The 17323-nt window shown below is 31.8% G+C and carries 17 protein-coding genes and 1 tRNA gene; 2 read left to right on the plus strand and 16 right to left on the minus strand.

Features of this window, described 5'->3' with window-relative positions:
* Nucleotides 1–53: 53 nt before the first annotated feature.
* Genes KPL50_RS18675 through KPL50_RS18685 form a run of 3 tightly spaced genes read right to left on the minus strand, consistent with a single transcriptional unit; the run spans nt 54 to nt 3426 of the window.
* Nucleotides 54–2021 (minus strand): V-type ATP synthase subunit I, encoded by a 1968-nt coding sequence (locus tag KPL50_RS18675; protein ID WP_216300059.1) that lies wholly within the window; start codon nt 2019–2021, stop codon nt 54–56.
* A 38-nt stretch (nt 2022–2059) separates the two neighbouring features.
* Complete coding sequence (locus KPL50_RS18680; RefSeq protein ID WP_216300060.1) at nt 2060–3100, minus strand: V-type ATPase subunit; 1041 nt, start codon at nt 3098–3100, stop codon at nt 2060–2062.
* Nucleotides 3101–3111: 11 nt separating this feature from the next.
* Nucleotides 3112–3426, minus strand: a complete 315-nt coding sequence (locus KPL50_RS18685) for a hypothetical protein (protein ID WP_216300061.1) — start codon at nt 3424–3426, stop codon at nt 3112–3114.
* A gap of 310 nt (nt 3427–3736) precedes the next feature.
* Between KPL50_RS18685 and KPL50_RS18690 the strand changes: the two genes are divergently transcribed.
* On the plus strand, nt 3737–4018 hold the full coding sequence (locus tag KPL50_RS18690; RefSeq protein WP_216300062.1) for a hypothetical protein: 282 nt from the start codon (nt 3737–3739) through the stop codon (nt 4016–4018).
* 187 nt (nt 4019–4205) lie between these two features.
* Here the strand turns inward: KPL50_RS18690 and KPL50_RS18695 are convergent.
* The 5 genes from KPL50_RS18695 to KPL50_RS18715 all read right to left on the minus strand — a co-directional run bounded on the left by KPL50_RS18695 (nt 4206) and on the right by KPL50_RS18715 (nt 9613).
* Nucleotides 4206–4302: transfer RNA gene (locus tag KPL50_RS18695), tRNA-Sec, on the minus strand.
* A 90-nt stretch (nt 4303–4392) separates the two neighbouring features.
* Entirely contained in the window at nt 4393–6309 is a 1917-nt protein-coding gene (gene selB / locus KPL50_RS18700; RefSeq protein WP_216300063.1) for a selenocysteine-specific translation elongation factor, read from the minus strand.
* A 49-nt stretch (nt 6310–6358) separates the two neighbouring features.
* The gene (selA, locus tag KPL50_RS18705; RefSeq protein ID WP_216300064.1) at nt 6359–7738 is read right to left on the minus strand and encodes an L-seryl-tRNA(Sec) selenium transferase; all 1380 of its coding nucleotides are present in this window, start codon (nt 7736–7738) and stop codon (nt 6359–6361) included.
* 70 nt (nt 7739–7808) lie between these two features.
* The gene (selD, locus tag KPL50_RS18710) at nt 7809–8837 is read right to left on the minus strand and encodes a selenide, water dikinase SelD (protein WP_216300065.1); all 1029 of its coding nucleotides are present in this window, start codon (nt 8835–8837) and stop codon (nt 7809–7811) included.
* Between the two features lie 83 nt (nt 8838–8920).
* Entirely contained in the window at nt 8921–9613 is a 693-nt protein-coding gene (locus tag KPL50_RS18715) for a helix-hairpin-helix domain-containing protein (RefSeq protein WP_216300066.1), read from the minus strand.
* Between the two features lie 137 nt (nt 9614–9750).
* Here KPL50_RS18715 and KPL50_RS18720 point away from each other — a divergent pair, with 137 nt between their 5' ends.
* Nucleotides 9751–11037, plus strand: coding sequence for a D-alanyl-D-alanine carboxypeptidase family protein (locus tag KPL50_RS18720; RefSeq protein WP_216300067.1), 1287 nt, complete (start codon nt 9751–9753; stop codon nt 11035–11037).
* Between the two features lie 48 nt (nt 11038–11085).
* On the opposite strand, the gene KPL50_RS18725 is transcribed toward KPL50_RS18720, so the two are convergent.
* From KPL50_RS18725 to KPL50_RS18760, 8 genes are all read right to left on the minus strand, one after another.
* Complete coding sequence (locus KPL50_RS18725) at nt 11086–12009, minus strand: RluA family pseudouridine synthase (RefSeq protein ID WP_216300068.1); 924 nt, start codon at nt 12007–12009, stop codon at nt 11086–11088.
* Nucleotides 12002–12385 (minus strand): RidA family protein, encoded by a 384-nt coding sequence (locus KPL50_RS18730; RefSeq protein WP_216300069.1) that lies wholly within the window; start codon nt 12383–12385, stop codon nt 12002–12004. The genes KPL50_RS18725 and KPL50_RS18730 overlap by 8 nt, the downstream gene beginning before the upstream one ends.
* A gap of 71 nt (nt 12386–12456) precedes the next feature.
* A complete protein-coding gene (locus KPL50_RS18735) occupies nt 12457–13731 on the minus strand; it encodes an LCP family protein (protein ID WP_216300070.1) in 1275 nt (424 codons plus the stop codon).
* 4 nt (nt 13732–13735) lie between these two features.
* Nucleotides 13736–14308 carry a bis(5'-nucleosyl)-tetraphosphatase (symmetrical) YqeK gene (gene yqeK, locus KPL50_RS18740; protein WP_216300071.1) on the minus strand — a complete coding sequence of 191 codons (573 nt, stop codon included), beginning with the start codon at nt 14306–14308 and terminating at the stop codon, nt 13736–13738.
* 71 nt (nt 14309–14379) lie between these two features.
* Nucleotides 14380–14979 (minus strand): nicotinate-nucleotide adenylyltransferase, encoded by a 600-nt coding sequence (gene nadD, locus KPL50_RS18745; RefSeq protein ID WP_216300072.1) that lies wholly within the window; start codon nt 14977–14979, stop codon nt 14380–14382.
* Nucleotides 14980–15092: 113 nt separating this feature from the next.
* Entirely contained in the window at nt 15093–15383 is a 291-nt protein-coding gene (gene yhbY / locus KPL50_RS18750) for a ribosome assembly RNA-binding protein YhbY (RefSeq protein WP_216300073.1), read from the minus strand.
* 52 nt (nt 15384–15435) lie between these two features.
* On the minus strand, nt 15436–16719 hold the full coding sequence (obgE, locus tag KPL50_RS18755; protein ID WP_216300074.1) for a GTPase ObgE: 1284 nt from the start codon (nt 16717–16719) through the stop codon (nt 15436–15438).
* 64 nt (nt 16720–16783) lie between these two features.
* Nucleotides 16784–17320: a Spo0B domain-containing protein gene (locus KPL50_RS18760; protein WP_216300075.1), complete on the minus strand. Its 537-nt coding sequence runs from the start codon at nt 17318–17320 to the stop codon at nt 16784–16786.
* Nucleotides 17321–17323 lie beyond the last annotated feature (3 nt).

The following is a 17323-nucleotide window of genomic DNA, read 5'->3' on the forward strand; positions in this document are numbered from 1 at the left end:
GTATACTAACTTGATAATTGTTTAAATTTAACATAAATATTTTTTTATACGTGCTACTTAAATTCAACCTTTACAGGTTCGAAGCTAACTCCGCCACCTTCATAATACTTACTGAATAATTCATAATATTCAAGTCTTAACCCTTGTATAAATACTATGAGGCCTTCAAGGCATATAATCACTACATTTCCAAGTATCAGTATTAGTACCGAAGCAAATCCATTTTTAGTCATAGAAGCCATAGCAGAAAATGCAACAAACAAGCCAACGTGATTTAAGGCAAAAGCACCTACCCTTATAAATGACAGAGTATTAGAAAACATAGATAGTAGCGTTTCTACTACCTCAAAACTTGATTCTATAAAATAATCTTTAGCTCCAGCTTCAAACAATATTTTTTTACCTAAAATAATATTTGCAAGTGGTTGTTTTAACAATATCAATAATAAAAAGAAAATAAAATATATTATCCAAATAGTTGTTGGTAATAATGGTTTTTTATAAACTAAAGATACTATTAATGTTAAAACTCCAATATAAAACAAAAAACCCGCTAGTCCTTCTTTTCCAAAAAGTCCACGTTCTAGGTCTTTCCGCCTTAAACTGTTAGTAATTCCTAATATAAAACCTAAAATCAAGAAACCGCATCCGAATATTATTGCGGCAATTAATATATCATTAATATGGTCCATAGGTCTAATTAGAAGAGCTGGAATTACTGTTTCAGACCCAAATACACTTCCATATAAAAATCCAAATACTATAGAACTTATCCCAATCCTTTCAAAAACTCCGCCTAAATTATTTCTGCCTAGCTTATTCTTTAGCAAAAAACCACCTAAAAACAACACTAATCCTTGACCTACATCCCCAAACATAGCACCAAACATTAATGTATAAGTTATTGCCAAAAACATGGTGGGGTCCATTTCATCATAACTAGGAACACCGTACATTCCGACCATACTCTCAAAAGGCTTGAATAACTTGTTGTTTTTAAGCATTGTTGGTGGAGTTATCTCTTTATTAGTTCTTTCATTTGGCTCCTTTTTAATGGTCAATATTCTATCATCAAAACCTGAAAGTAGCTTATTAAAGTTCCCCATAAAATTTTTAGGTATCCAACCAGAAAGATAAAAAAATTCATTTGTACAAGCCGCACTTTTTTTTATTTCTCCGGACTTTTGCTCTAATTCGTAACTGTTCTGAATATTTTTTATAGTTTTATAATTTTCATTTAGGAAATCGTTAAGTTGTTTTTGAACTTCCACCGTAGATTGTTTTGCCTCATTTATTTCCGCACGAACTGTCAATGACACGTCTTTCGGGACCCCAGTGTAATGATCAGGTACTAGGATTTTTTCACAATTTGCAGATTTAAAAATTCTTTCCGTCTCTACTACCAAAAGAATTGGAGTAAATGCTATAAATATAACAAAATCCTTTTCCTTATAGACAGATTTGATCACTGATGGAATATTTTCATAATTGGCTTTTATCTTAAGCATGTTTTGCTCTGGAACTTTGTATAACCCCATTTGGAAATTTTTCATAGTAGTAATATCTTCCATTGGAAGCGATACATTCTTTAAAAATTCTAATGCCTCATAAGTGTTTTTAAGATATTGCTCTTTTTCTTTTAAATTCTCTAATTTCGTGTTTAAAACCTCATATTCTCCATAGACTGACCCTAGCTTTTTTTCCATGGTATCAAAATCAAAAATAATTTCGTAAGCGTACTCAAGGTTTCTACCAAAGGTCTTTTGGGCCTTTTCAAGCTTCTCAATATGTTTTAAACTTATATTATATTCTTTATCATATAAGTAAGGTCTTATATAACTTACATCCATTAAAGCCTCCATATTATCCGTGGATGTTTTTAGTACAAAGTCTGACGAGTTTATTTCTTGCAGTGCACTTACCGGTTGCATACAGCCTTCTAGTGCTAACATTTTAGTTAATTTATCAAAATCTTTAATGGACCCAACTAAGTTAACCATATGCATTTTTTCTATAGACACAAAATCACCTCCTGCGCTTCTATGTGGTAGTTAACAATTTACAATGTAACAGAAACATAATTAATACCTTCATTTATGGTAATGGAATACCTCTTTTGTTCTATTATAGATATAATATCTCTTATTTCAATCCTATAAACCATAAGATAACTCATAACCATACTAATATTTGTTTTATTTTCTCTAAGAATTTTTTTGAAATATTTTTTTTGAAATTCCCGTTCTCGTTTTTCAATGAGCTTAGAATCATCCTTTTCATATATGGACGCATAGGGTGTTTTTTCTAATATACTATTGAACTCTTCCATATCATTTATATAACAAAGCTTTTTAAGCTTTTCCTTAGAAATCTTATACCCATTATATATAGTATAGTTAAACAGTTCCTCCGGAGGTATCTTGTAAAAAGTCTTCCCCCTATATATCCAACTTAAATTTAAAAGGTCTGCTTCAAGGCTCATTATACTATACACCACTTCTTTATTCTCCTTGTCTAAATGCTTGAGTTCCCGGCGTATGGACGTAAAATAAACAAAGTCAAGTTCAGTTTCAATTCTAAACAAACCTTTTTCACTTGCGATCTCAGCTATATTTTTTAGGCTCTTATAATATATACTACCTCTTAATCCTTCTACAAGTTCTTCTACATTTTTTAAAGCTAATAAGTAATCATAATTTATTGTATTTAAAGAACTTCTGGCAATTAGCCTGTTGTCTATTTCATCACGATGTAGGCCTAAATATTTACCTCTTATAATTACTTTTAGATCTTCTATCTCCCATCTTATAAAAAAAATCTTTATGAGTTTTCTATATTCACCATCAAAATAATTTATAAATTTACTATAAGTACTTATGTAATACTTATGTAAATTAATCTCTAAATCACCCCGATGAATCTTCTCTAAGTTGTACCCTTCTAAAAGTTCACCATAGCTAGTTTCCTCTTTTAATACTTTAAGAGTGCTTTTAAGGTCTTTACAATTTAGTAATTTTGAGTACTGCTCTGCGCTCAGCATCTTTCCCATCATTGCCTTTACTTTAGTATTTATAGCACTAAACTTAACAACACTTCCCATATGTTCCACTCCTATAGTGACTTTATTATTCTATTAAATACTTCCTCTACTATTTGTAATTTATTGATTTGATATTTGGTATTAATATTATTTAATCCTTCTTCCTTTTCACTTATTATGTCTTTAGCTCGATTCTCTGCCTCAATTATTTTTTCATTACTTATAGCATTCTTAATATTTTTAGATTCTTCTTGAAAACTACTCCTCATATCTACTATTGTTTTTTCAAGTTCATCTTCTTTTTCTTTTAGCAGTTCATCAATGCCCTTTCTATAGCTTTCAGCATCTTTGTCTATGCTCATTATTTTGTTCATTACAAATTCCAAAACACCACCCCCAATATTTTTAAAATAATACATCATTTTGTTTTTTTATTATAATAATGGATAATAAGCATCCCATTCATTATATGCTCTTTAAATAGTAATGTCGAACCTGTTTTGGGCATTATATAAGCATTTAGCAATGAATTTGATTGTTTTTAGTTCATTTAGCACAATTAGCTAACACTATCTATGTTTATCTCCAATCCTTATCTATATGACATTGCCCTTCTAAAAGTATATCTTTTTATTACATGAATGATGTAGTATAATTAAATACTATTGCTAATTGAATTAATGAAGGAGGCCACTTATGAAAGATAATATAAAAGAAATTGAGGATAGCATATTAAACTATCTTTATGAAAATAGGACTGCATCTCCACAAAGTCTAGCAAAAATAGGACTAGGGATTAATCTAGGCAAGGGTAAAGGCAATATTAGAGTATTTAAAGCTTCTCTTGAATCACTAATGAAAAAGAAATTTATAACAAAACAAGCTGTAAGAGGAAATTATAAAATTGAACCTACTGGAATAGAGACTATTGAAGTAATTGCAAATACAGAAGAAAATAAGAATATAGAAGAAAATTAAAGAAGAGCTTAAGGCTCTTTTTTGTATATATCCTATTTAAATTTCCTATTATTGATTATTTACCATTCTAATGAATATTATAAGTATATTTATATATATTTACTAATTATCATTTTATTTCGTTGAAATAAAAAACGGCCCAGAATACATAAAATTATGTATCTAGGCCGCAATATGTCGATTTAATTGGCGGGAATATGTGTGAATCGAACACACCCATCGTGGTATTAGCACGACAACACAGTTTTGAAGACTGGCAGGCACACCAGCACCTATCTACTCCCATGGACAGTGATAAGTATAGCATATTTCATTTAAATATTCAATAGTAATATGCATAATTCTGTCGAATAAATTAATATTTAGTTTCTGTTTTAACTGTCTTTATACAATACTCTATCATTTTCTACCCTTTTAGTTAATTTGATACCATCAAAATGTTCTAAAAGCGCTACAGCAAACTTTCGACTTGTGTCGAATACTCCTCTTGCTGAAGATGCCGCTATGCTACCATTTTCTTTAATGTAGTTACACACTATTACTTTTGAATTTTCATAATGCTGCTCTGTAAAAATACAATCCTCAGCTATTTTTATTAATTCTCCATTATCCATGAGCGAATCAAAAACCATTTTAAAGATCTTTTTATCCTTTTCATTTATAGCTAAGTCAGAATACTTAGGGGTATTGTATCTACCTTTATCATAAGTCGAAATAATGCTCTTTTTTAATTTTTCTTGCTCCACTGTATATTGTATCCTAAAATCGTATAAACATACAGATTTTTCATATACTTTTATAGCATTTCTGTCTTCCATAAGCAATAATATTTCATCATAGATTTTCTGCTTAATATTTTTCCCGAAAATCTTATTTTTGATCTCCTCTTTTGGCATACCAGCCTTAAGTGGATTTTCATTATGATACACTGTTAAAATTTGCTCTATTTCCTCTATTTTTTGCTTCAGAAAATTCTTGTGTATGTATATTGTCTTATCTAAAGCTGTTAATTTAATTATTATATTGTCCTCTACCAGTGCTTGTAATTTTTCTTCTATACTTTCTTCATTTTTACCTAAGGCTTTTAAAATTACAGTAGTATCAGGATAATCCCCACTTAATTTTTTGAGAGTATTCTCTAAAATATTTTCGGTTTTACCGCTTTCTCTAACCTTAAGCTCCTCTATATACTTTTCATTAAATCTTTTAGCCTTTTGCGCGGCAGGTTCAATGATAGTACCTCCTGCTATAGTATGCATCGGTGAATAGCTTCTAAGAACGTATCTATCATTTCTTTGAGCATTTATAGGTTTTTCAAGTCTTAATTGAACATAAGCACTTTCTCCCGGCGCTATTTCTTCTTTATCTAATATAACGACCCTACAAAGAATTTCATCTGTTCCATGATATAATCTAACTCTCTGCCTATTAACTAGAGGTTTATCTGCACTTTTTAGATAGTAAAGCGCACAATCTATTGAAAACGAAGGTTCCATTATATTAACCGACGACACTACATCGCCTCTGCTTATTTCACTTAGTTTTATATTAGCTAGGTTTATAGCACATCTTTGCCCTGCTTCTCCAAACGCTTCTGGCTTATCGTGGATTTGAATTCCGCGAACCTTTGTAACTGCTTTTGAAGGATATACTTCGACGGTATCCCCCACCTTTATTCTTCCACTTATTATCGTTCCAGTTACCACGCTGCCAAAGCCACTTACTGAAAACACTCTATCCACAGGTAATCTAAAATGTCCTTCTGTATCTTTAGACTCAACTTGTTCTGTTATTTTATCAATATCTTGAACTAAGCCCTCAAATCCCATTTTTGTTTTTGAGGATACTGCATGAATAGGTGCATTTTCTAAAAATGTTCCTTTAAATTCATCCCTCATATCACCTTTAATCATTTCAATCCATTCAGCATCCACCAGATCTGCTTTTGTAAGAACTATAATTCCTTTTTTAACATTTAGCAATTGTAATATTTCAAAATGTTCTCTTGTTTGAGGCATAATACCTTCATCTGCAGCTATTACCAGTAGTACCACGTCTATACTGCTTATTCCAGCTAGCATATTCTTAATAAATTTTTCATGACCTGGAACGTCAATAAGTCCAGCTCTTCTGCCGGAGGGTAAATCGAAATAGGTGAATCCTAAATTTATTGAAATGCCTCTGTCCTTTTCTTCTTTTAAAGTATCTGTCTCTCTACCGGTTAAGGCTTTAATTAAAGAAGTCTTGCCATGATCTATATGCCCTGCTGTTCCTATAATAATATGCTTCATAAGCATCATCCTTTCCATAAAAATATGGCATGCAAGCTAATTATACATTTTACATGTTTTTAAAAGCCTCTGCAATAACTCCATAATCTTTTTCGAATAGTGTCCTAAGGTCCATTATAACTTCATTATTATTAATTCTTACAATTATGGATACTTCATTCATTCTTAAAGTCTCTTCTATTTGCTGCGCGCCATAGCTTTCACTTTTTATTTTTATTACATAAGTTTCTATTTTTTCTGTTGGCATAGAACCACCACCAACCATTGAATAGTCATTATCTATAGTGAAAGTAAATTTATCAGTTTTATTTTGAAGCATTCTTTTTAGTTTTTTAGCTCTTTTCTTTAGCTCGTCTTTTGGGCATAAAAGCATGTTTAGTGTTGGTATGTTTTTAATAGCCCCCGTTTCTTCTAAATAATGCGTTAGCGTACCTTCTAAAGCTGCCAAAGTCATTTTATCTATTCGGAGCGCCCTCGTTAATTGATTTTTTCTCATTCTTTCAATATACTTCGCTTTTCCTACTATAATTCCAGCTTGAGGACCACCTAGCATCTTGTCCCCACTAAAGGTCACTACATCTATACCTTTTTTTACACTTTCCTGAACTGTTGGCTCATAGACAAACCCATATTTCGAGTAGTCTATTAACACTCCACTTCCTATGTCTTCAACTACTGGTATATCTTTCGCGCTTCCTAGCACTACTAAGTCTTCTATAGATACTTCCTGCGTAAAGCCCATAATTTTGAAATTGGAAGTATGGACCTTTAACAGTACTCCTGTATTTTCAGTAATATTATCTTCATAATCGTATAAATGAGTTCTATTAGTCGTACCTACTTCAACTAGTTTAGCTCCACTAAATTTCATAACCTCAGGAACCCTAAAAGACCCTCCAATTTCAACTAATTGCCCTCTAGATACTATCGCTTCCTTTTCCCTGCATAATGTATCTAGCACAAGCATTACTGCCGCTGCGTTGTTATTTACCACCATAGCAGCCTCTGCACCAGTTATTTTTATAAGAATTTCTTCTATATGTGAATATCTAGACCCTCGCCTACCTTTTTCAATGTCATATTCAAGGTTGTTATAATTTTCGGCAACGTTAATTACTCGGTCTATAGCATCCTTTGATAAAAGAGACCTTCCTAAATTTGTATGCACCACAGTTCCCGTAGCATTTATAATTTTTCTCAGCTTTGGACTCTTCTTTTTATTTAATAATTTAATGGCATGGCTTATTACTTCTTCTTTGGTTAATGATTGTACTTCATCATTTAAAATTGCTTTTCTATAAACTTCTATAGTCTCCCTTAAAGAATCTAATACAAGAACTCTTATATTACTGTCTAGTTGCTCTTTTATTGCTCCTTCTTGGAGTAGTTCATCTACCTTAGGTAAGCTTCTTAATAATTCTCTATTCATTGTAATTCACCCCGCATTTATTTTTTAAATTAAATCATCACCTGCAGCGCTTTAGTATGGAGGATCCTGTTTACTCCACAATTAAATATTTATCTTGCAAAGGGATTACTTCTCCAATAATTTGTGATTTTAATTCTAACTCATTTAACCTACCCATAAGCTTTGTGGCCTCAGCTTTTGTGCAAGACACTAAAAGTCCACCTGAAGTTTGAGGATCAAACAATATGTCCTCTAGCCATTCTGGTATGCTTTTTAGCTCATATTTACCTTCTAGGTATGCTTTATTGTTGTAACTCCCTGCTGGAACTAGGCCTATCTGTGCGTACTCTTTAGCTTCTTTTATGTATGGTATGTTTTCTTTAAATAGTTTTAAGCTTACATCTGATCCCTTAGCCATTTCATAGCAGTGACCCATTATACCAAAGCCAGTTATATCCGTACAAGCACTTATCTCATGCTCCATAATAATTTCTCCAGCATATTTGTTTAAAGTACTCATAACTAAAACTGCCCTGTCATAAGCCTCTTTTGAAGCAATTTCAGCTTTTATTGCAGTACTAATTATACCAGTACCCAATGGTTTCGTTAAAATTAACACATCCCCTACATTACAGCCGTAATTTTTAAGCACCTTATCTGGATGCACTATTCCCATAACAGATAGACCATATTTAGGTTCATCATCCTGTACTGAATGCCCACCTATTACTATTGCTCCAGCTTCGATTACTTTATCTGCTCCACCTTTTAAAATTTGTCCAAGTATCTCTATATCTAGACAATTAGGAAAACATACTATATTTAAAGCGAGTGTTGGTTTACCACCCATAGCGTATACGTCACTTAATGAATTTGCAGCTGCTATTTGCCCAAAGGTATACGGGTCATCTACCACAGGTGTAAAAAAGTCTAAGGTTTGAATTACTGCAATTTCATCACTTAATTTGTACACCGCTGCATCATCCGAGGTTTCAATTCCGACAATTAGGTTTTCATTTTCCATTTTAGGTAATTTACCTAGTATCTTCGAAAGGGTCTCCGGCCCTATTTTTGCTGCTCAGCCAGAGGTTTTTGAAAATTCTGTAAGTCTCTTTTGCATATTAAAACCTCCTTGTAGTTCTCTTTCATTTAGTATCAATTAATAATTGTTACTAAATCTTCAAGATAATTTTATACCATTAGTCACTTTATGTCCACCTTATCTATAAATTTGCTTAAGGTCTTTTCTCCAATACCATCTACTTTTGTTAGTTCTTCTGCGGACTTAAATCCTCCATTTTCTTCTCTATATTTAATTATCCCATCTGCTTTAACGTCTCCTATACCCGTAAGTGTCTTTAATTCATCTTTTGTTGCAGTGTTTATGTTTATAACAGTATTGTCTACTTTGGAACTTGAAACTTCAGAATCACTGGCTTCGCTCTGAGGATTTTGTATTTTATCTGCTTCACCCTTTTTATAAATCACAACACAGTCCTCATCCTTTAGTTTTGTAGAAAGATTAGTGGCATTAAGATCTGCCTCTAGGGTAATTCCCCCCGCTAGCTTTATTAAATCAGCCACTCTACTTTCCTTTTTTATTTCATATACCCCTGGATATGTTACGGCACCCTTTATATCCACTTTTATATTAATGTCTTGTACTGTATTTGCTTGTACAGCTATATTTGGATTTATAGCTACATTTGATTTAGTGGTAGCAGCGACCTTTGTATCTTTTTTTTGTGAAGCACTATCAGTTTCTACGAATATATCTTTATAATCTGTAGCATTAACACTTTCTTTTGGACCTGACATTGTGTATCCAGCAATTATAAATACAATGCTTATGCATAGAATAACTATTGAACCAATTATTTTTTCTTTATTTTTCATAAGCCCTCCTCTTTATCCTCTGTGACAATGGAACAATTTGCCTTACATATAAAATTATTGACAACTTTTTGTAAATAATGTCGCTAAGAAAGATTTATTTTGATATAATGTAAGTATTGAGAACTGGGAGGTAATTTATGAGGAAATTGATTACAATAATATTCGCATCATTTTTTTTGCTTTTTAACATGAACCGAGTAGTACAAGCACTAGTAACTCCACCAGTTGTATCAGCTGATAGTGTGGTTTTAATGGACGCCACTACAGGCACCATACTTTATGAAAAAAATAAAAATACTGCTTATCCCCCAGCTTCCACTACTAAAATAATGACTGTACTTCTGGTCTTAGAAAAGTGTAATTTAAGCGATGTGGTAACTGTAAGTAAAAATGCAGAGATGACTGATGGTTCAAAAATATATCTTACTGAAGGCGAAAAAATCACTGTAAAGGAATTATTATATGGATTAATACTAGCTTCTGCTAATGACTGTGCTGTAGCCTTGGCAGAGCATATAAGTGGATCCACAGAAAAATTTGCAGCACTTATGAATGAGAAAGCAAATTCGCTAGATTGTAAAAATACTAATTTTGTGAATCCTAATGGCTTATATAATGTTAATCATAAAACTTCAGCCTATGATTTAGCTTTGATTATGCGGGAACTTGCTAAACATGAGGAATACAAGAAGATAGCTACAACTCCTTCATATGTAATGGCAGCAACTAATAAATCTGTAGAAAAACGTCCTCTTTGGAATGGCAATAAGTTAATACAAAAAGGCGACCCATACTATTATGACAATTGTGAAGGTGGAAAGACCGGCTATACTATTCAATCTCAACACTCTTATATTGCCACAGCTAATAGAAATGGTCAAAAGCTTATAGTATCCCTTATACATGACTCTAAAAAGACTTTTTTTCCAGACAGTATAAAACTGTTAAATTATGGATTTGATAATTTTGAGCTCTTTAAATATTTTAAGGCGGATGATGAAGTTTCAAAATTAACTTTAGCTGATGGTACATTGATTCCACTACTTGCATCAAAGGATTTTTATATTGTTAAAGCTAAAAATTCAACTGAAGTTCCAATTATTAAAACTGAGCAGAAAAATTTAAATCTCTCCTCTATTGTGAAAGGTGATAAAATAAGTAACGCAACAATTACTTTTGGTAAATATTCTTACAATTTAGATTTGTCTAGCGGAGTGAATCATGCTAAACCCACCTCTTTAAAAAATGGTCTTTTTAAAGGTGATCCAAAAAACTCTAAAAATTCTTCATTTTTATATAACACAATAAAATATTTTGCCATTATCTTGGCAGTAATTCTAGTATTTTTAAGATTAAGACATCTAAAAAGAAGAAAAAAAACCAAACTTAGTAGATTCATAAATAATTTAAATAGTAAAAGGTAACTAATAAAAAAACCCACTTTATACTAAATAGTATAAAGTGGGTTTTTTTTATATTTCACTTTCAGCTTTTAGTTTACTTATCAAGTTCACTATATCATCTGGAAGCTTCGCCTCAAGTATAAGCTCATCAGAAGTTCTGGGGTGTGGAATAATCAATTTATAAGCATGAAGTGCCTGCCTTCCAATATAATGGCTTTCGGAAGCTCCATAAAGGCTATCTCCATAAATCGGATGGCCAATATGACTTAAATGAACACGAATCTGATGTGTTCTACCAGTTTCCAATGTCAATTTAACCAAGTCACCATTTTTAAAAGAATCAATAACTTCATAATGAGTTATACTTCTTTGTCCCTCTTCCCAAACTTCCCTTGCTGCACCTTCTTCATTAGGTTTTCCAATAGGCAAATCAATAGTACCTGACTTGCTACGCATATTGCCATGTACTACAGCCATATAGCTCTTTTCAAAGGTTTTGCTTCCCATTTCTTTATTCTGCATATCCCTAGCTAAGGCCATATGTGAAAATTGGTTTTTTGCGATTATTATAAGACCAGAAGTATCCATATCCAATCTGCTCACTAGTCTAACAATGCATTTTTCATTTCTTTCTTTAAAATAATATGAAACCCCATTGGAAAGGGTGCCATAAGGGTACCCCTTCGTCGGATGAACCACTATACCCGGGCTTTTATTTATAACTATAAGGTCTATATCCTCATATACCACATCGAGGTCCATCTTCTCAGGTTCAATGTTTTGATGCTCATTACTTTTCATATCAATTTCTATTTTATCCTTTGAATTTATTCGATGATTTAACTTAGCCACCTTATTATTTACACTTATTTTCCCGCTAAGTCCTGAACTTTTTAAAAATCTACTAGATAGATTCTCTGTAAACTTTAAATAATCTCTTAATTTCATCTCATGAATGTTTTCGGCAACCACATAGGTTAATTTATTACTCAACAATCGCGATTACTTCTATCTCTACTAACGCATCCTTAGGAAGTTTTGCTGCTTGAACACAAGATCTTGCTGGGGGATTTGTAGTAAAATATTGTGCATATACTTCATTCATATCAGCAAAATCATTCATATCCTTTAAAAATACTAAAGTTTTTACTACCTTATCTAATGATGTTCCCGCTTCTTCTAAGATAAATTTTAAATTTTCTAAGGATTGTGCTGTAGCTTTTTTTATATCATCATTTATAAATTCTCCAGTAGCCGCATTTATTGCAAGCGATCCTGAGGTATATAATACATTCCCAACTTTTACTGCTTGAGAATATGGTCCTAGAGCTGCTGGTGCTTTAATTGTGTTTATAATCTGTTTTTCCATTTTTTTCTCCTCCTCATATCTTTAGGTAGTGTTAGCACTATCTAACTGTATACATTGCTAGGCTGAAAAATTTAATACATGTATTCATGATCTTCACCTAACAAAACTATTATATCAAAATTTTCCTGTGTTGACGATAAAAATTCAATATTATCTATTTTAAAATCTTTTATTAGAGCAGTTTTTATGTCACTATTACTATTGTATACTAAAATCTTAGTTTTACTAGTAGTATCACCGTTTACTGCTTCTGCCTTATTATAACCCTTTGCTACGAGATATTTTGAAAAATCACTAGCCAGGCCCGATTTTTTAGTGCCATTAATTATCTTTATTCTAAGCTTTGACTTATCAACGTATAGCACCTTATTATCAGATAATTTTAAAACAATATCCTTATTTTTGACTTCATTATATACTAAATATGATTGACCATTTATCTTCTTATCCACACCTTTAACAGTATCCATAGAGAACTGATCCTTATTTATGGTAGCAAATATGTATCCGTACTTCATTATATCACTAGCCTCCATATTGGTTTCTACGGAACTTTGAATTGCGGATAAAATGCTTGGAATCTTAATTACTATACTGGGACTTTTTATTTTTTCCATGACTTTGCTAATGAACATATGTTGATTTTCTATTCTCCCTAAATCTCCATCTGCCAGACCAGTTCCATCATTGTTTTGTCTCCATCTAAAAAATTCTTCTGCTTTTTTACCATCCAAATGAACTGTTGTACCTTTTTTAAAATGAATGCTTAGATCTTGGGAGGGGTCATCATAATTCATTGTCCTTGTTATTTCCATATCCAAGCCACCTATAGCATCAATTACTTTCCTAAAACCTTCATAATTGATTTTGCCATAGTAGTCGATTCTAATACCTAATAGCTTTTCTACGGCATTAACAGCACCAGTCACACCATCAATAGCATGAGCGGCATTAATTTTTTGATTTTTATTATTTATTCTAACTAGGGTGTCTCTAGGAACGGAAACCAAACTAATTTTTTTATCGTCTGCATTGTAATGTGCTACTATCATTGTATCTGTCCTTTTGGGATCATCGGCATTTTTAGCACCAGGAGTACCTACATCTACGCCCATGACCAGTATGTTGCAAGATCCTCCATCCTTAACTATTTGTTCTACCTCACCCTTACTTAACTTAGATGTTATGTCTTTTTTAGATAAATCAACTGCACCATTATTTAAACTAGCTAGATATAAGTATATACCTCCAAAAATTAATACACCGGCTATTACCACAAAAGTAAGGGTTCCTAATAGAAATTTTTTATGATTCACTATTCTTTTTTTACTTTTCTTTTCCCTCATCTTTTCACCCCCTATGTTTAATTAATAAATAGTTTCTTGCATCGATTGTATCATTATGTAATAATTCCTTTTGTCTTATAACATATTCTATTGTATTTTCAAGAGACTGTATTACCGCTTCATCTAAATTAATAACACTTAAAGCTCTTAATTCCTCTACACCGTTGAATTTTCTTAATGGCTCAATATAATCTGAAATATAAATTATCTCTTCTAAAATGCTCATGTTTTTTCTACCAGTAGTATGGTACTTAATAGCCCTCAAAATATCATCATCTTGAATTCCCATTACTTCTCTAGCTATTATGCTTCCAACGAGTCCGTGCAGAATTGATGGGTTATTTGTGTATATATCATCTATATTTATTTCGTGCCCACTGGCCATTTTTAAAAGCTCAGGTCCCGTCATATTCTTAGCACAATCATGAACTAATCCTGCGATTCTTGCACTTTCTATATTTTGTCCATATTTAGTTGCGAGACTTACTGCCGTTTCACTAACACTTAAACTATGTTTCAATCTGCTTTCACTTAAATTTAATTTCAAATAATGGAGCATTTCTTTCTCATTCCACATTTAGCTCCTCCTATTTTCCTGTTTTGCAAAAAATAATTACAGATGTTTTTACTCCTATTTGTAATAGCTTACTATTTATATAGATTGAGCACATGAATAATTTCCTCAACACCTCTAGGCAAAAGATAATTAACACTCCTACCCGCTTTTATATTATTCCTAATATTGGTTGAGGATATGTCTATAATTGGCATATTTATATATATTATTTTCTTATTGAATTTTTCTTCTATATAACGCTTCTTCTTAGCCACTTCTTCCACTGTAAAGCCTGACCTATTATAAACAACGAGCTTACAACTATTGAGAATTCTATCTACATTTTTCCACTTCTCTAGTTCCATTAAACTATCCACACCAATTAAAAAATACCATTCTATATTACGTTGCAATTCACTAAAAAGTTCAACAGTTTCATAGGTATAGCTATTTTCTTTTTTATTTATTTCATAATCACTTATTTCAAAATGTACTTCTGATTCTATTGCCCTTTTGACTAAATCATATCTAATTTGAGCATCTGTAATTTTCTTATCTTTTTTATGTGGTGGATTTCCTGCGGGCATGAATATAATTTTGTCTAAATGTAAATTGTATAACGCTTCATAGGCAATATGAATATGACCGATATGAATTGGATCAAAAGTTCCTCCAAAAATGGCCTTTTTCAATGCAACACCCTCTTTATATTGTGATAAGTAATTGGTTTTTCAAGACATATTGGAAAATAATAACACAAGTTATGATTTTCCATAGAGGAAAAAGCATGTAATTTTACATGCTTTTATGGTAATTCAATTGTTGGCTTTTTTAAAGACCTTTTATAAAATACACATTTGCTACCAATACACTGAACTGCCTCAGCTCCTATGGCCTCACTAATTATATCTGATGCTTCTCTAGCAGTTAGCCCACTATTATTTAGAACTTTAATTTTAATAAGTTCTCTAGATTCTAGTGCCTCATTTACCTGCTTTAAAAAGTTTTCTTCTACCCCAGCTTTTCCAAGCTGAAATATTGGTTGTAATGTATTTGCAAGGGTTCTTAAATAACTTCTTTGCTTACTTGTAATCATAATATCCTCCTAGTCACATTCTTATAAGATAAGAATTATTACTTCTTATCTTTTATAATAAGAATTCAAATTCAAAATTTTGTAATCTTACTGAATCTCCGTCTTGAATTCCTTTTGCAACTAGTGCATTAAATACTCCCTTGTTTTTTAATACCTTGTGGAAATATTTAAGAGAATCCGGTTCATTTATATTTACAGCATTTAATAATCTATCAACAAAGCTTCCTTCAACAACAAAAGTTCCTTCTTCATCTACACGAATAGTGTAGGTAAATCTCTTTTCTTCTATTATGAATTTATCTTCATCATTTATTACAAGTTCTGTAACTGGAATAGTAGATAACATTCTTGCTGCTTCTTTCATCAGTGCTTCTACGCCTTGACTTGTAGCTGCAGATATTTTAAATATTTTACTATCATCATATCCCATTTCGTTTAATTTTTTCTTAAAGTTTTCAAAGACTTCATCATCAAATAACATATCACTTTTATTAGCAGCTACTATTTGTGGTCTATCCCATAGTTTAACGTCATATTTTTTAAGCTCTTCATTTATCTTTATAAAGTCTTCTACAGGGTCTCTACCTTCAATTCCTGAAATATCAACCACATGAATAAGCATTCTAGTTCTTTCAATATGTCTTAAAAATCCTATTCCAAGACCTACTCCTTCAGCTGCTCCTTCAATAATTCCTGGTATATCAGCCATAACAAAACTCGGTATGCCTTTCACATTTACTACTCCTAAACTTGGTTTTAAAGTAGTAAAGTGATAATTAGCTATTTTAGGTGTTGCTTTTGAAACTACTGAAAGCAACGTTGACTTACCTACATTAGGAAATCCTAGTAGTCCAACATCAGCAAGTAGTTTAAGTTCAAGCTTAATCCATCTTTCCTCTCCTGGCATTCCTGGTTCAGCAAAGTTTGGTGCTTGCCTTGTAGGTGTACAAAACTTAACATTACCTTTTCCGCCTTTTCCAGACCTGCAAATTACAAAAGTTTGACCATCATGTGATAAATCACACATTACTTTGTCTGTTTCCGCATCTCGTACAATTGTACCCATTGGAACTTTTACAAACAATTTTTCTCCAGCTTTTCCGTAACATTTAGATCCAGAACCTTGTACTCCATTACTTGCAATAAATTTTCTTGCATATGAAAAGTCTAATAAAGTTGTCATACTAGCATCTACTACGAGTATTACGTCTCCACCGTCTCCACCATCTCCACCATCCGGTCCACCCAGTGGTATATATTTTTCAGTTCTAAACGAAACGGCTCCATTTCCACCGTTACCTGATTTAACAAAAATCTTGGCTGTATCAATAAACATATTTTTCACCTTACCTTAGCGCATTTTCTATTTTGTATTTTACTATTAACTATACTCTAATTTCTTAGAATATTAATCTATAAGCTATATTATTATCAAACCCACATCTATAAATTTTAAAATCATCTATTTCTATATCTATTAGTTGCCATTCATCCATCCAACTTATTTCGCCTATCATAACCTCATTATTAGTAAGGAGTAAACTTTCCCCTAATTCGTCTTGGAATATATAAATATATACAAATTTTTGATCAGTATCTTCTATTTCCATAAATATAGTGTTAACTAAATCACTTTTTTTATTATATTCATTTTCAAAATTTTTTTCTTTAAAATTACTAATCTCAATATCTATTTCTACCTTAACTTCATTTGCCCATAATTTTTTAATATTTGTCTCAAGGCATAGTGAAAATCCATCATCTTGCAATTTATAAATTTCACTAATAATTTCGTTTTGCTTCGATAATTTATCAATGTACTCCAAAGCACCCTGAGGCCTTTTAATTTGCAAATAACCATATATAACTTGAAGATCATTCATAAAATCGTGTCTTTGTTTTCTAAGTAAGCTTATATAATTTTCTAATTCATTCATTAC

The sequence above is a fragment of the Clostridium sp. CF012 genome (genome assembly GCF_018861755.1).
In the GTDB taxonomy this organism is placed as follows: Bacteria; Bacillota; Clostridia; order Clostridiales; family Clostridiaceae; genus Clostridium_AD.